This window comes from Devosia sp. LjRoot16 (genome assembly GCF_964252795.1).
Lineage (GTDB): Bacteria > Pseudomonadota > Alphaproteobacteria > Rhizobiales > Devosiaceae > Devosia_A.
On record NZ_CAXUPH020000003.1, the window covers coordinates 336,768 to 350,839 of the forward strand.

Annotated in this window: 13 protein-coding genes; 9 read left to right on the forward strand and 4 right to left on the reverse strand. The window is 64.9% G+C overall.

Features of this window, described 5'->3' with window-relative positions; genetic code table 11:
* Positions 1–206 precede the first annotated feature (206 nt).
* The 6 genes from ACSQ23_RS16070 (at position 207) to flaF (ending at position 5,772) form a co-directional block, all read left to right on the forward strand.
* On the forward strand, positions 207–1,760 hold the full coding sequence (locus ACSQ23_RS16070; RefSeq protein WP_436091187.1) for a flagellin: 1,554 nt from the start codon (positions 207–209) through the stop codon (positions 1,758–1,760).
* 176 nt (positions 1,761–1,936) lie between these two features.
* Entirely contained in the window at positions 1,937–3,478 is a 1,542-nt protein-coding gene (locus ACSQ23_RS16075) for a flagellin (RefSeq protein ID WP_436091188.1), read from the forward strand.
* A gap of 434 nt (positions 3,479–3,912) precedes the next feature.
* Complete coding sequence (locus ACSQ23_RS16080; protein ID WP_436091189.1) at positions 3,913–4,707, forward strand: MFS transporter; 795 nt, start codon at positions 3,913–3,915, stop codon at positions 4,705–4,707.
* Between the two features lie 8 nt (positions 4,708–4,715).
* On the forward strand, positions 4,716–4,961 hold the full coding sequence (locus ACSQ23_RS16085; RefSeq protein ID WP_436091190.1) for a hypothetical protein: 246 nt from the start codon (positions 4,716–4,718) through the stop codon (positions 4,959–4,961).
* Positions 4,962–5,024: 63 nt separating this feature from the next.
* Positions 5,025–5,411: a flagellar biosynthesis repressor FlbT gene (flbT, locus tag ACSQ23_RS16090; protein WP_055882395.1), complete on the forward strand. Its 387-nt coding sequence runs from the start codon at positions 5,025–5,027 to the stop codon at positions 5,409–5,411.
* Positions 5,401–5,772 (forward strand): flagellar biosynthesis regulator FlaF, encoded by a 372-nt coding sequence (gene flaF / locus ACSQ23_RS16095; RefSeq protein WP_055882398.1) that lies wholly within the window; start codon positions 5,401–5,403, stop codon positions 5,770–5,772. Before flbT ends, flaF begins: the two co-directional genes overlap by 11 nt.
* Before the next feature lie 79 nt (positions 5,773–5,851).
* On the opposite strand, the gene ACSQ23_RS16100 is transcribed toward flaF, so the two are convergent.
* Positions 5,852–6,712, reverse strand: a complete 861-nt coding sequence (locus ACSQ23_RS16100; RefSeq protein WP_436091191.1) for a TerC family protein — start codon at positions 6,710–6,712, stop codon at positions 5,852–5,854.
* Positions 6,713–6,913: 201 nt separating this feature from the next.
* Between ACSQ23_RS16100 and ACSQ23_RS16105 the strand changes: the two genes are divergently transcribed.
* The 3 genes from ACSQ23_RS16105 to ACSQ23_RS16115 are packed head-to-tail and all read left to right on the forward strand — an operon-like array spanning position 6,914 to position 9,004.
* A complete protein-coding gene (locus ACSQ23_RS16105; RefSeq protein WP_436091192.1) occupies positions 6,914–7,372 on the forward strand; it encodes a YeeE/YedE family protein in 459 nt (152 codons plus the stop codon).
* A gap of 1 nt (position 7,373) precedes the next feature.
* Complete coding sequence (locus ACSQ23_RS16110; protein ID WP_436091193.1) at positions 7,374–7,847, forward strand: DUF6691 family protein; 474 nt, start codon at positions 7,374–7,376, stop codon at positions 7,845–7,847.
* Positions 7,844–9,004, forward strand: a complete 1,161-nt coding sequence (locus ACSQ23_RS16115) for an FAD-dependent monooxygenase (RefSeq protein WP_436091194.1) — start codon at positions 7,844–7,846, stop codon at positions 9,002–9,004. Before ACSQ23_RS16110 ends, ACSQ23_RS16115 begins: the two co-directional genes overlap by 4 nt.
* A 290-nt stretch (positions 9,005–9,294) precedes the next feature.
* On the opposite strand, the gene ACSQ23_RS16120 is transcribed toward ACSQ23_RS16115, so the two are convergent.
* The 3 genes from ACSQ23_RS16120 to ACSQ23_RS16130 all read right to left on the reverse strand — a co-directional run bounded on the left by ACSQ23_RS16120 (position 9,295) and on the right by ACSQ23_RS16130 (position 13,866).
* Entirely contained in the window at positions 9,295–10,011 is a 717-nt protein-coding gene (locus ACSQ23_RS16120) for an invasion associated locus B family protein (protein WP_436091195.1), read from the reverse strand.
* Positions 10,012–10,123: 112 nt separating this feature from the next.
* Positions 10,124–13,624: a transcription-repair coupling factor gene (gene mfd / locus ACSQ23_RS16125; protein WP_436091196.1), complete on the reverse strand. Its 3,501-nt coding sequence runs from the start codon at positions 13,622–13,624 to the stop codon at positions 10,124–10,126.
* Positions 13,621–13,866: a succinate dehydrogenase assembly factor 2 gene (locus tag ACSQ23_RS16130; protein ID WP_248310561.1), complete on the reverse strand. Its 246-nt coding sequence runs from the start codon at positions 13,864–13,866 to the stop codon at positions 13,621–13,623. Before ACSQ23_RS16130 ends, mfd begins: the two co-directional genes overlap by 4 nt.
* Positions 13,867–14,072 lie beyond the last annotated feature (206 nt).

Here is a 14,072-nt window from a genome sequence, read left to right on the forward strand (position 1 = left end):
GGCTTTGCGTACCAGTTCGAAGCATTGAGCAAACTGCTCATTAACTTTGCCTCGAATGCCCAGGACATTTGCCTCCAATGTCCGAGGCAAACTTCAATTCAGCGATCGAACTTAAGACTTCTTTTGCCGGTCGCGATCGATGATCCAGCCGCGTCTCAGGAGAGACGGTTTAGTAACTGAGTACGGACCCAGAAAGGGCCTCCAAAATGGCTGATGTAAATCTGTCAAAGGCAGTTCGCTCGAACCTGCTGAGCCTCCAGTCTACCGCTTCGTCCATGGCCAAGACGCAGGAGCGTCTCGCCACCGGTCTGAAGGTGAACTCGGCGCTCGACAACCCGACTAACTTCTTCACCGCCGCTTCGCTTAACTCTCGTGCTTCGGATATGGCGAGCCTGCTCGACTCCATGTCCAACGGCATCAAGACGATTGAAGCTGCGGACAACGGCCTTTCGTCGATCACCAAGACCGTCGAGTCGATGCAGTCCACGCTCCGCCAGGCGCGTCAGGACAAGTCGTTCAAGACCGGTTCTTTCGCGATCGATACTGCCGCCGTTGGCACGTCCGCGGTGAAGACGCTGTCGTTCGAGGGTGGTGCTGTCGGCTCGACCGCAGTCAGCGTCAACCTGAACACCACCGGCGCCGGCTCGGCCGCTACCGCGGGTACGTTCACCTCGACCGCCAACTTCGCTGCGACGACCATCACCGACGCTGCTGACAGTGTCTCGTTCCAGATCGCCGTCGATGGTGGCACCGCCACCACCGTGACGATCGACCAGACGACACTGGCTGCCGTCGGCAACAACGACGATACGTTGGACGATGTCGCCGAGTTCAACGAGCTGCTGACCAACGCCGGCGTCACTGGCGTCACGGCTTCGGTCGACGGTTCGGGCAAGCTGGTTCTGACCTCCGCCACGACCGGCACCAACTCCTCGGTGGCCATCTCCAGCTTCACCGAGACCGACGCTGACAACAACACCACTGTCACTGGTGTCGGTGTCAACGGTGGCGCTTCCGCTGCTGGCGCTGCTGCCACGGCCGCGGGTGCGGTGAAGACCGTTGACGCTCTCGTTTCCGAGATCAACGGCAACACCTCGCTGAAGGACAAGGTCCGCGCCTCCAACGACAACGGCAAGCTCCGCATCGAGAACCTCTCGACCGAAGAGCTGACCGTGACCGGTGTGGCCTCGGATGGTGAAATCGACGGCTCGACCGCCGAGACCGCCATTGGCGGCAACGAAGTCCGCAAGAACCTGGCCAAGCAGTTCAACGAACTGCGCGACCAGCTCGACAAGCTGGCTGATGACGCGTCTTTCAACGGCATCAACCTGCTCCGCGGCGACAAGCTCAAGCTGACGTTCAACGAGACCGGCACTTCGACCATCGACATCCAGGCTAAGGATTCCGATGGCGACGCGACCTCGATCAACAACACCACGCTTGGCATCACCTCGGTTGCCGACAAGGACCTCGACAGCGACGCGTCGATCGACGCCAAGCTGGGCAAGCTCGGCGACGCCCTGGGGACCCTGCGTTCGCAGTCTTCGGCCTTCGGCTCGAACCTGTCGATCGTGCAGAACCGCCAGGACTTCACCAAGAACATGATCAACACCCTCGAGACCGGTGCGGCGAACCTCACGCTTGCCGACACCAACGAGGAAGCGGCGAACCTCCTCGCCCTGCAGACCCGCCAGCAGCTGTCTTCGACGGCGCTGTCGATGGCCTCGCAGGCCGATCAGGCCGTGCTGCGTCTGTTCTAAGAAGAACGTCGCAAGACAAGACGAAGGCGGGCTCCGGCCCGCCTTTTTCTTTAGAGCAAGACTGTTCTTCGGCCTCGAATTAACCGGCTGTTTCCGATTAAGGCGCGATAAATACAGCATATTGACGAGCCGAGCCCCAGGACGCGGGCATTTAGACAGACCAGAAGGTTTGTGACGTGGCTGACGTAAACCTCTCCAAGGCGGTTCGTTCGAACCTCCTCTCGCTCCAGTCGACCGCCGCTTCGATGGCCAAGACCCAGGGACGACTCGCCTCTGGCCTCAAGGTCAACTCGGCACTCGACAACCCCACCAACTTTTTCACTGCCGCGTCGCTCAACAGCCGCGCCAGTGACATGTCAAACCTCCTCGACTCGATGTCGAACGGCATCAAAACCATCGAGGCCGCCGATAACGGCCTGAGCTCGATCACCAAGACCGTCGAGGCCATGCAGTCGACGCTGCGCCAGGCGCGGCAGGACAAGTCGTTCAAGACGCAGAGCTTTGCGGTCGACACCGCGGCGATCGGCACTGCGGCGGCAAAGACGATCTCGTTCGAGGGCGGCGCCGTGGGGGCGACGCCGGTGTCGGTTGGCCTCAACACCGCCTCGGGTGGAGCCACAGCCGGCACCTATGCAACGGCTGCGAACTTCACGCCCGTTACCGTCGGCGACGCTGCCGACTACGAAAGGTTCAGCGTCTCGGTCGACGGCGGCCCGGCCCAGACCTTCCTGTTCGGCGGTGCCGAGCTGATCGGTGTCGGCAATAACGATATGACTTTGGACAGCGCGGCAGAGTTCAACGAACTGCTGACCGACGAGGGCGTAACCGGAGTTACCGCATCGATCATTGGCGGAAAGCTGGCACTGAGTTCATCGACGACCGGTGCCACATCGTCGGTCGCGCTGAGCTTCGTCTCTGACTTCGACCCTGACGGCGACACCGATCTTTCGCCGCTGTCACTTCAAACCGGCACCTCGACCCCCGGGACCGCCGCTAGTGGCGGCTCGGTGAAGACAGTCGACGCGCTGGTTCAGGAAATCAACGCCCACACGGCGCTCAAGGACAAGGTCCGCGCCTCCAACGATAACGGCAAGCTGCGCATCGAGAACCTCTCGACCGAAAAGCTGACCGTAAACGGTGTCGGCTCCGACGGCGAAGTTGACGGCACCACTGGCGAGGCCACCATTAATGGCAACGAAGTGCGCAAGAACCTGGTCAAGCAGTTCAACGAACTGCGCGACCAGCTCGACAAGCTCGCCGACGACGCCTCGTTCAACGGCATCAACCTGTTGCGCGGCGACAAGCTGAAGCTCACCTTCAACGAATCCGGCACCTCGACCATCGACATCCAGGCCAAGGATTCTGACGGCGACCCGACCTCGGTGAACAACACCACGCTCGGCATCGCCTCCGCCGTCGCCGTCGACTTCGACAGCGATGTCTCGCTCGACGCCCGGCTCGGCAAGCTCGGCGATGCGCTGGGCAAGCTGCGCTCGCAGGCCTCGGCTTTCGGCTCGAACCTGTCGATCGTCGAGAACCGCAACGACTTTACCAAGTCGATGATCAACACGCTCGAGACCGGCGCGGCCAACCTCACGCTTGCCGACACCAACCAGGAAGCGGCGAACCTCCTCGCCTTGCAGACCCGCCAGCAGTTGTCGTCCACTGCCCTGTCGATGGCCTCGCAGGCCGATCAGGCGGTGCTGCGGCTGTTCTGATCGCAGAGGCTTCGGGGGTGTCTGCTCCTATTGCCGAGTTTGCCACCAGCAGTACCTCAGAACTCGATGTCATCCCGGCGAAGGCCGGGACCCATCCTGAGGTGTGCCGGCTCTTGCGCGGGCCCCTCCATCTCAGGATGGGCCCCGGCCTTCGCCGGGGTGACACCGTGGGTGAGGAGCCACCTGTGACAAAGCACGGATTCCCCTCAGCAACCTGAGGACAGGCGGGTTGCGGCCCGCCTTTTCCGTTGCCAGCTCGTAAAGCCGCAGGCCATCGTCGCCGCCATGACGCCGTACCGAGACATTCTGAGCATCCCGGCGCAGCGCCGGCTGCTGTTTGCAGCCATTCCGGCCGATTTTGCCGACTGGTTCGACTATGTCGCCGTTGTCGCCCTCATCGCCTATGTCTGGGGCGAGGGCCCGGTAGGCTTGCCTTGCTGGCGCTGGCCTTCGCCCTGCCCTACGTCGTCGCCGGGCCGCTGCTCGCCGCCTGGGTCGACCGGGCGGACCTGAAGCTGGTGCTGCTGCTCTCCAATCTCGGCCGCGGCGTGCTGACTTTCGCGCTGGTGATCGCCCCCAATGTCGAGATCCTGCTGCTGATCGTGCTGCTGCGCGGCATCGTTGATTCCGCCTTCACCCCGGCTCGGCAGTCTGCCATCCAACTGACCACCCCCGAGCCGCTGCTGATGGCCGCCAATGGCCTGCACCAGGGCATCAACCAGGCCAGCAAGATCGTCGCACCGGCCTGTGGTGGGCTGCTGCTGGCGCTGGTGCCGGCGCAAGGGGTGTTTGCCATCAACGGCGTGCTGTCGGTCGCGGCGTTCCTCATCCTGTTAGGGCTGCAACTGCCGCCGCGGGCCCATGTCGAACATGACGCCGAGGAACCCTTTCTCGCCCGCGTCGCCGGTGGTATCGCCGAGTTCGGGCGCAACCGGCTGCTGCTCGCCGTGCTGATCTTCGCCTCGGCGGCGAATTTCACTTTCTTCCTCTACGACACGCAGATTGCCCTGCTCACCAGCCAGCTCGGCTACGACGCGACGGCCTTCGGCCTGACCGTCACCGCCTCCGGCATCGGCGGCATGATCGGCGCATCGCTTGCCGGGCTGATGCGGCCGAACCGGCCACTGCTGCTGATGGCGCTCGCCGCACTGGTCTCGGGGCCGGTGACCGTCGGCACGGCACTGGCTGCCGCCTCAGGGATCGCCATCCCCTTTCCGCTGTTCTGGTGATGGCAGTGATGGGTGGCACGACCGTGTTCATGCTGGTGCCCTATCGCTCGGTGATCCAGTCCGAAACTCCGCCGGACCGGATCGCCCGCGTCAGCTCGGCCGGCGAAGCAGCGATGACCACCGCGATGATGGCCGCGCCGCTGCTTGGCAGCCTGATCGTCACCGGCTTTGGCGTCCCGGCGCCATTCATTGTCGGCGGCGGGCTGATTATCCTGCTCGGCCTCGGAGCCCTAGCATTCGCCTTCCGCCGGTAGCGTTTTGGTGACGCGGCGCATGCAGTATGCTGCACCACGGAATCACGGGGTTGAACCACCGACATGTCGTTAAAGGTCGAGTTGAAGCCGGGCGAACGCCTGATCGTCGGCAACTGTGTCATTACGAACTCGGATCAGCGCACCCGGCTGTTCATCGATGGCAAGGCGCCAATCCTCCGTGAGAAGGACATCCTGACCTTCGACACCGCGACCAGTCCCGCCAAGCGCATCTACTTGGCCGTACAGCTCATGTACATTCATGAAAACGTCGAACGATTGACCCAGGACTACTTTCAACTGGTCAACGACATCATCACGGCAGCGCCATCAACAATCCGCATTGTTGACGAAATCAATAACGAGATATTAACCGGCTCCCTGTACAAAGCACTCAAGGCTGCGAAAAAGCTGATCCAGTACGAACAGGAACTCCTCGGCAATGCAGAATAGTGCGGCGCTCGCCTACCAGCAGGTAGGCAGGCAGACGGTCAATCCTCGTCTCCTCGAGGCCAACCTCCTCTCTCGAGCTGCCGGCCAGATGCAGCGCGTGCGTGACGACTGGGAGAACGAGCGTCACGAACTGACCGCCGCCCTGATGTTCAACCGCAAGCTGTGGACGGTGTTCCTCGGCTCGGTGACCGGCGAGGAAAGCCAGCTGCCCAAGGCGCTGCGCGAGAACATCGCCAATCTCGGCCTGTTCGTGATGAAGCAGACGATGACCATCCAGGCCGAGCCTTCGGCCAACAAGCTCACCGTGCTGATCAACATCAACCGCGAGATCGCCGCCGGACTGCGCGCCGGCCAGAGCTGAGCTCAGCCGCCAATCCAACCCCAATGAAAAGCCCGCGGAAACCGCGGGCTTTTGCGTTTCCTGGGGCTTGAAACCCCGCTTACTTCCGCGGCGCCGATTTCGGCTTGGCCTGGGCCCGCGACGTCGAAGTCGACCTGGTCTTCGGCTTGGCGGGGGTCGCGGCTTCGGCCACTGTCGGAGTGTGACCCACGGCCGCCGCCGGGCGCCCGGCGGCCCGGTTGCGGAGCTTGCGCTCCTTGGCGATGATGTTGATCGCCTCGACCAGCACCGAGAAGCCCATGGTCGAGTAGATGTAACCCTTGGGGATATGGAAGCCGAGGCCGTCAGCGACCAGCGACGTGCCGATCAGCAAGAGGAAGGCCAGTGCCAGCATCTTGGTGGTCGGGTGCTTGGCGACAAAATCGGCCACCGGGCCGGATGCCACGAACATCACGCCGACTGCGACGATCACCGCGGCAATCATCACCTCGACCTGATCGGCCATGCCCACGGCGGTGACAATCGAGTCGATCGAGAACACCAGGTCGATAACGATGATCTGGCTGATGATCGCGGCAAACGCCATCGAGGCCTGCTTCTTGAGGTTGTCTTCCTCCTCGTGCGGCTCCTCGAGCTCGGCATGCATCTCGTGCGTCGCCTTGTAGACGAGGAAAGCGCCACCAGCGATCAGGATCAGATCCTTCCACGACGGGGCAAAGCCCAAGATGTCGAAGGCTGGTTGAGTGAGGCTGATGATCCAGGAGATCACCAGCAGCAACAGGATGCGGAAGACCAGCGCCAGCGCCAGGCCGAGCTTGCGGGCGCGATCCGCCTGCTCCTTGGGGAGGCGCGACACCAGCACCGAGATGAACACGATGTTGTCGATGCCGAGCACGATCTCCATCGCCGTGAGGGTCAGGAAGGCGGCCCACACGTTGGGATCGTAGAGGAGTTCCAGCATCGACAGCTCCAGTGGTGATGATCAGGTGGCGCCATACTTAGGGCCGTGGCGCGATTGTTGGAAGAGTGCGCGCGAGGCTCCGCACAGGGTGCGGTTTTTCACCGCGCCCCCGGCCCGTGGCACGATCGCATCGTGCCGAAGCTGGCCCGCCCATGCCGCCGCTGTTATTGTAATGGCTCGGCTCCACTCGAAAGTTTCCCCATGGACGCGTTCTCTCCCATCCCCGCCCTGATTGGCGGTGTGCTCATCGGGCTCGCCTCGGCGCTCCTCTGGCTCGGCAACGGCCGCATCGCCGGCATCTCGGGAATCTTTGGGCAATTGCTGCCGCCGGCACGCACCGTGGTATGGCGGCTGGTGTTCCTCTTGGCGCTGGTGCTCGGCGCCCTCGCGGCCGCCTGGCTCGTCCCGGGCCTCGGCGTCGGCGGCCCCGGCGGCGCGCCGGCGCAACTGGCCTCGCCGCCGCCAGGCTGGAACATCCCTGCCCCGCTCTGGGTCGCCATCTCCGGCCTGTTGATCGGCTTCGGCACCAAGATCGGCAATGGCTGCACCTCGGGCCACGGCGTCTGCGGCATCGCGCGGCTATCGAAGCGTTCCTTCGTCGCGGTCGGGGTGTTCTTTTCGGTCGCCATCCTCACTGTCGCCGTCACCGGGATCGTCTGAGATGGCCGCCAACCTCCGCCTCCCCTACCTCGCCACCGCCGCCGTCAGCGGCCTGCTGTTCGGCGCCGGCCTCTACATTTCGCAGATGGTCGATCCGCTGAAGGTGCTGCGCTTCCTCGATTTCACCGCCATCCCCACCGGCGGCTGGGACCCGAGCCTCGCCTTCGTCATCGTCGCGGCGATCGCCGTGATGTTCATTGCCGTGCGCTTCGGCCGCTCTCGCCAGGCGCCGCTGTTCGATACCCAGTTCCATGAGCCGGAGTTCCACCACATCGATGCGCCGCTGATCGGCGGCGCCGTGCTGTTCGGCATCGGCTGGGGCATGTCGGGCATCTGCCCGGGCCCGGCCATCTCATTGATCGCCTTCTGGCCCGACAACCTGCTGATCTTCCTTCTCGCCATGTTCGCCGGCTCTTATGCCGGTGCGCTGGTTATTCCGAGCGGCCGCGACAAGCGGCTGGCGCTGGCCCGATGAGCGGCGCTCCTGAAGCGGTCGTCGTGGGTGGCGGCCTTGCCGGGGTGGCGGCGGCGGTCGCTGTCGCCCGCGCCGGCCTCCGCACCCTCCACCTCGCGCCCAAAGGCCCACCCGACCGGCGCACCTCGGCGCTGATGGGCCCGAGCGTCGATTACCTGCGCGCCTCTGGGCTGATCGGCAATCCCGCCGAGCTCGGCCACCCGCTGACCCAGATCCGCATCATCGACGCCACCGACCGGCTGCTCCGCGCCCCCGAGACATTGTTCGACAGCAAGGATGCCGGCCTCGAGGCCTTCGGCTGGAACTTCCCTAACATCAGGCTGCTCGAAGCCTTCGAGGCGGCGCGCGCCTCGCTCGACAACCTCGAGACCCGCGAGCTCGCGCTCTCATCCATCGAGCGCGGCTCTGCCGGTTGGGTGCTGACGCTTGCCGATGGCAGCGTCGTCGAAGCGCCACTGGTCGTCGGCTCCGACGGCAAGAAGTCGCTGGTCCGCGTCGCCACCGATTTCCGCGCCCGCGAGCACGGCTTCACCCAGTCGGCGCTGGTCTGCGATCTCGAACTCGGCCGCCCGCTCGGCGGCGCCTCGGTGGAGTTCCATTACGAGCAGGGCCCGTTCACGCTGGTTCCGGCCGGCGGCTCGCGCGCCAACCTCGTCTGGATCGACGACCGCGAGGTGTTGAAGGCCGCCCAGGCGACTGGCCAGGATGGCCTCCGCGCCACCTTCCTCGAGAAGTCGCAGCGCCTGTTCGGCGATATCCAGTTGCTGACCCCGGCGCACATGTTCCTGCTCTCGACCCTCACCGTCGAGCGCGCCGGCATGGATGGCATCGTGCTCGCCGGCGAGGCCGCGCATGCCTTTCCGCCGATCGGCGCGCAGGGCCTCAACCTCGGGCTGCGCGACGTCGCCGATCTTGCCGCCTCACTCGCCGCCGCCGATCGCACCGCGCCCGGCTGGGCCAATGCCGTCAGCACCGACTATGCCGCCCGTCGCGCCGACGATCTCGAGCGCACCGGCGGCATGGTCGACGCCCTGTTCCGCTCGCTGCTCAGCGACTTCCTGCCAGCCCAGGCGCTGCGCGCCGGCGGCCTGTGGGCGCTCCGCCTGCTGCCGCCACTGCGCAAGCGCGCCTTCGGGCTCGGCATGGGCCAGGGCTGAAGCAAGGCGGCATCATTTCTATTGTGCTGAGCCGGCCAGTGGCTGGCCTCGGCCATGCACCCACCACCGGCTGTCATCCCAGCGAAAGCTGGGACCCAACTCGCAGCCCCGCGCAGATGGATAGTTGGGTCCCAGCTTTCGCTGGGATGACATCGTAGATGGGGTGATCGCGGTGGGTTAGCTCGACCGCTCTCCGGGTGCACACAGGCGATCATTCGATGGGTAGGTAAGCCACCAAGAACAAAAGGGCGCCCGCAGGCGCCCTTTCGATTCTAACCCCGTCGCTCCGCTTACTGCGGGGCAGCCGGAGTGGCCGGCGGGGCAGCGCCATCGGTGCCGAGCTGCTTGCGCAGTTCTTCGGCGCGATCCTGCAGCTGCTTTTCCAGCGCCGACGGAGCGGTCGACTGCTTGTTGAATTCGTCGAAGGTCATCGCGGCGGCGCCATCATAGACCGAGGTGAAGCCGGCGAGCGTGATGTCGATCACCAGGTCCTTGTTCTGCCGGTTCTTGGCGGTGAGCTTCAGGATGCCACCCTTCTTGAGGCTGTTCACGTAGGCCTCGTTGATCACCAGCTGGGTGGCGCAGCTCTGCGGATCGCACAGCATGAACGGCACGCGGATCGGCTTGCCGCCGTCGATCTGCCAGGTGAGGCCGAACGGCAGCAGCACCCCAAGCGGCACCGCGGCAACGGCGAGCAGGCGGCTCTCCTGGCCCGGATCGTCACGCAACAGGAACGAGCCGAGGAACTGGCCATTGGCGACGACGACCTGGCGCATGATGCAGGCCTGCTTGCCGCCATCGATGGGGTCGCAGACCTTGAGCCAGTTCTGAGCGGGATTGGCTGGCGCCGCCGGCGCTGCTGCAGCATCGGCAGCAGGCGCCGCCGGTGCTGCTGCACCCTCGGCGGGGGCTGCCGGCGTGGTGGCTTCCTGCGCGAGCGCCTCGAACGAGGGCATCATCAGCGCGGCAACCGCGAAACCAGCAACGACGAGCTTTTTGAGGGTCATTGAATTTCCTTGTGGTGTCCTACCATCGGTGACTCTCCCGGCCACCCTTCTTCGTGCGCTCTTCAAGGCACGAAACGCGGCAATAACATGACCGAGATGACTTCCGAAAGCTTTAACCTGCGAGTGTTGCCGCAGCACCCGTTTCCGCCGCCAGCCGGGCCATTCTCGACAGTATCGCGGCGGTTCCCTTCAGTCGCGCCTCGGCTGTCGGCCAGTCACGGCTGAACACGAGTTTCTGATCAGGTTTGATCCGGACCTGCATCTGCGGATCGGAGACCATCCGCACCAGCCCGGGCGGGTTGGGGAATGTCTTGTTCCTGAGCGTGACGACTGCGCCCTTGGGCCCGGCATCCACTTTCTCGACATTGGCGGTGCGGCAAAGTGCCTTCACCAGGATCACCTTGAGCAGCGCCTCCACCTCTTCCGGCAGCGGCCCGAAGCGGTCGATCAGTTCGGCGCCGGCCGCATCGATCTCGCGCGCATCCGAGAGGTCGCCGAGCCGGCGATAGAGCTGCATCCTCAGCTGCAGGTCCGGCACATAGTATTCGGGGATCATCACCGGCATGCCCAGCGAGATCGTCGGGCTCCACTCGTTGCGCTCCTCGTATTCCGCGTCACCGTCGCGCAGCGCCGCCACCGCCTCTTCCAGCATCGCCTGATAGAGTTCGAACCCGACCTCGCGGATATGGCCCGACTGCTCGTCGCCGAGCAGGTTCCCGGCGCCGCGGATATCGAGATCGTGGCTCGCCAGCTGGAACCCCGCCCCCAGCGTTTCCAGCGACTGCAGCACGGTCAGCCGCCGTTCGGCGGTGTCGTTGAGCTTCCTGTCCGGCGGGATGGTGAACAGCGCATAGGCGCGCTGCTTGGCCCGGCCGATCCGGCCGCGGATCTGGTAGAGCTGCGCGAGGCCGAAATTGTCGGCCCGGTGCACCACCAAGGTGTTGGCATTGGGGATATCGAGCCCGGATTCGACGATCGTGGTGGCGACCAGCACGTCGAACTTGCCGTCGTAGAAATTGTTCATGATGTCGTCGAGCTCGCCCGGCGGCATCTGGCCATTGGCAACGACGTAGCTGACCTCCGGCACCTGCTGGCGCAGGAATTCGGCGATATCGGGCTGATCCTTGATCTTGGGCACCACATAGAACGCCTGCCCCCCACGATACTTCTCGCGCAGCAGCGCTTCGCGCACGCTGAGCGGATCGAATGGCGACACGAACGTGCGGATGGCGAGGCGATCAATCGGCGGTGTGGCGAGCAGCGACAGGTCGCGCACCCCGGTCAGCGCCAGCTGCAGCGTGCGCGGGATCGGCGTCGCGGTCAGCGTCAGCACGTGGACATTGCCCTTCAGCTCCTTCAGCCGCTCCTTGTGGCCGACGCCGAAATGCTGCTCCTCGTCGATGATCAAGAGCCCCAGGTCCTTGAACTGGATCGATTTCGCCAGCAGCGCATGCGTGCCGACGACGATGTCGACGGTACCCTTGGCCAGTTCTTCCCTGGTCGCCTTGAGTTCGGTCGATGACACCAGGCGCGAAGCCTGCCTGATCCGCAGCGGCAGCCCGGAGAAGCGCTCGCTGAAGGTCTTGAAGTGCTGGCGCGACAGCAGCGTTGTCGGCACCACCACCGCCACCTGCCGCCCGGACATCGCCACGGCGAACGCCGCGCGCAGCGCCACCTCGGTCTTGCCGAAGCCGACATCGCCGCACACCAGCCGGTCCATCACCCGACCCGATGCCAGGTCCTCGAACACCGCGTTGATGGCGACCAGTTGGTCCTCGGTTTCGTCGTAGGGGAAGCGCGCTGCGAATTCCTCATAGAGCCCCGGCTGCACATCCATAGGCGGCACCGTCGACAGCTGCCGCAACGCCGCGATCTTGATCAACTGCTCCGCCATGTCGCGGATGCGCTTCTTGAGCTTGCTCTTTTTGGCCTGCCAGGCGACGCCGCCGAGCTTGTCGAGTTCGATGATCGCGTCGGCGCCGTAGCGCGACAACAGCTCGATGTTCTCGACCGGCAGGTAGAGCTTGGTGTTGCCGGCATATTCGATCTCGACGCAGTCGTGCGGCGCGCCCTGTACCTCGATGGTCTTCAAACCGAGGAACCGGCCGATACCGTGGTCGACATGCACCACCAGATCGCCAGCCGCGAGGCCGGCGGCCTCGGTCAAAGCATCCGAGGCCTTGCGCCGCTTCTGCGGCCGCAGCAGCCGCTCACCGAGAATGTCCTGCTCACTGAGCACCAGCATGTCGTCGGTCTGAAAGCCCGTCTCGAGCCCCAGCACCACCAGCGCCGTAGTTTCCGGCGAGGTGGTCTCGGCATCGCGCCAGTTCTCAGCGAGGCGCGGATGCGCCAGGCCATGGTCGGCCAGCACCTGCGCCATGCGATCGCGCGAGCCTTCCGACCAGCAGGCGATGATGGTTTTCCGCGCCTTCTTCCGCTCGGCGCGGAACAGTTTGACCACCGCCTCGAACAGGTTGACGTCCTGCGCCTGCCGTTCGGCGGCAAAGCTCGGCGCCACCCGCCCGCCGACATCATCGGCTTTGCGCATGTCCGGTGTCGCGAACGGCGAGAGCTGCACCACGCCCTTGTCCGGCGCCAGCGTGTAGGGCGCGCGCTCCATCTCGTAGAGTTGCGCCGGCGGCACCGGCTTGTAGGGCGCCGCGCCCTGCGAGGATTGCTTTTCGTGCCGTGCATCCTCGCGCGCCTGGTAGTAGTCCGAGATCTGCGTCTGCCGGTCGGCAAAGGCTTCCCGGGCCTGGTCGTCGAAGACGAACGGCGCGTCCTCGGTATAGGCGGCGAGGTGGTCCAGCTCGTCGTAGAAGAACGGCGTCCAATGCTCGACACCCGGGTAGCGCTGGCCGGCGCTCACCGCCGCATAGAGCGGATCGTCGACGGTGTTACCGCCGAACATCGTGGTGTAGCGGGCCCGGAAGCGGCGGATCGCCTCCTCGCTCAGCAACACCTCGCTCATCGGCGCCAGAGCGATGCGCTTCAGGTTGCCGGTGGTGCGCTGCGTGTCCGGATCGAAGGTGCGGATGGTCTCGAGCTGCTTGCCGAAGAAATCGAAGCGCAGCGGCGATTCGACCCCGGCCGGATAGAGGTCGACCAGTCCGCCGCGTACGGCATATTCGCCGGTCTCGCGCACCGTCGGCACCCGCAGGTACCCATTCCCTGCGGCCCAGGCGATCAGCTTGTCGCTATCGACCACCTGCCCGGCCGCCGCGGCAAAGCTCATCCCCGCGACGACTTCGCGCGGCGGCAGCTTCTGCACCAGCGCATTGACCGTGGTGAGGACGATCGCCCCCTTTGCCGCGCCGCTGGCGAGGCTCGAGAGCGTCGTCATCCGCGCCGCGATGGTCACCCCGTTGGGCGACACGCGGTCATAGGGCAGGCAGTCCCAGGCCGGCAGCGTCAGCAACTGGTGCCCCGGCATCAGCTGCTCGAGGATCTCCACCATGCGCTGCAGGCGCCGCCCGTCGCGCGCCACGAATACGGCGCTCACCGCCGCATCCGGCGCGGCCTTCAGCCGGTCCTCGACGAGGCGCGCCAGCACCACCGGCTGCATGCCGTCGGGGACGTTCGAAAGGGTGCGATCGGCGCGCTGGTCGGTCATTTGGCAGTCCGGAATCTGAGCAGGTCGGCGAGCAGGTCGTGGTCGGCATCCTGAGGGGCCGGCTCCTGCCCCATCAGCCAGGCGAGGAGGTCTGTATCCAGCTCCTCGAGCAGGATCTCGAAGCGATCGAGTTCCGCCCCGTCCATGGCCGCCAGCCGCGCGTCCGCGTAAGGCCCGAGCAGCAGGTCCATCTCCTTGGTGCCGCGATGCCAGGCGCGATAGCGCAGGCGCCGCAATCGCATAGCAGAATCTTCACCGGCGTCTTTTTGAAGGGCCATGAGCGGGTGGTCTCGGGGAATGTGGATGGCGTGTTTACGCGGATATCGCCCGCGTGTCACGTGGTCGACAAGCATACCCGTCGCCGCGACGTCGTGCTTCCCCCACAACAGACGCCTTGCAAGCCGGTGGCAATCGGCAGCCGATTTTGCCACAACTCATCGGCAAATTT

Excerpts from the sequence above, each read along its gene's own strand:
- flaF (WP_055882398.1), top strand. The coding sequence starts at position 5,401 with ATGCAGAATAGTGCGGCGCTCGCCTACCAGCAGGTAGGCAGGCAGACG.
- ACSQ23_RS16085 (WP_436091190.1), top strand. The coding sequence starts at position 4,716 with ATGGGTGGCACGACCGTGTTCATGCTGGTGCCCTATCGCTCGGTGATC.
- ACSQ23_RS16070 (WP_436091187.1), top strand. The coding sequence starts at position 207 with ATGGCTGATGTAAATCTGTCAAAGGCAGTTCGCTCGAACCTGCTGAGC.
- ACSQ23_RS16115 (WP_436091194.1), top strand. The coding sequence starts at position 7,844 with ATGAGCGGCGCTCCTGAAGCGGTCGTCGTGGGTGGCGGCCTTGCCGGG.
- ACSQ23_RS16130 (WP_248310561.1), bottom strand. The coding sequence starts at position 13,866 with ATGCGATTGCGGCGCCTGCGCTATCGCGCCTGGCATCGCGGCACCAAG.
- ACSQ23_RS16120 (WP_436091195.1), bottom strand. The coding sequence starts at position 10,011 with ATGACCCTCAAAAAGCTCGTCGTTGCTGGTTTCGCGGTTGCCGCGCTG.
- ACSQ23_RS16100 (WP_436091191.1), bottom strand. The coding sequence starts at position 6,712 with ATGCTGGAACTCCTCTACGATCCCAACGTGTGGGCCGCCTTCCTGACC.
- ACSQ23_RS16110 (WP_436091193.1), top strand. The coding sequence starts at position 7,374 with ATGGCCGCCAACCTCCGCCTCCCCTACCTCGCCACCGCCGCCGTCAGC.
- flbT (WP_055882395.1), top strand. The coding sequence starts at position 5,025 with ATGTCGTTAAAGGTCGAGTTGAAGCCGGGCGAACGCCTGATCGTCGGC.
- mfd (WP_436091196.1), bottom strand. The coding sequence starts at position 13,624 with ATGACCGACCAGCGCGCCGATCGCACCCTTTCGAACGTCCCCGACGGC.
- ACSQ23_RS16105 (WP_436091192.1), top strand. The coding sequence starts at position 6,914 with ATGGACGCGTTCTCTCCCATCCCCGCCCTGATTGGCGGTGTGCTCATC.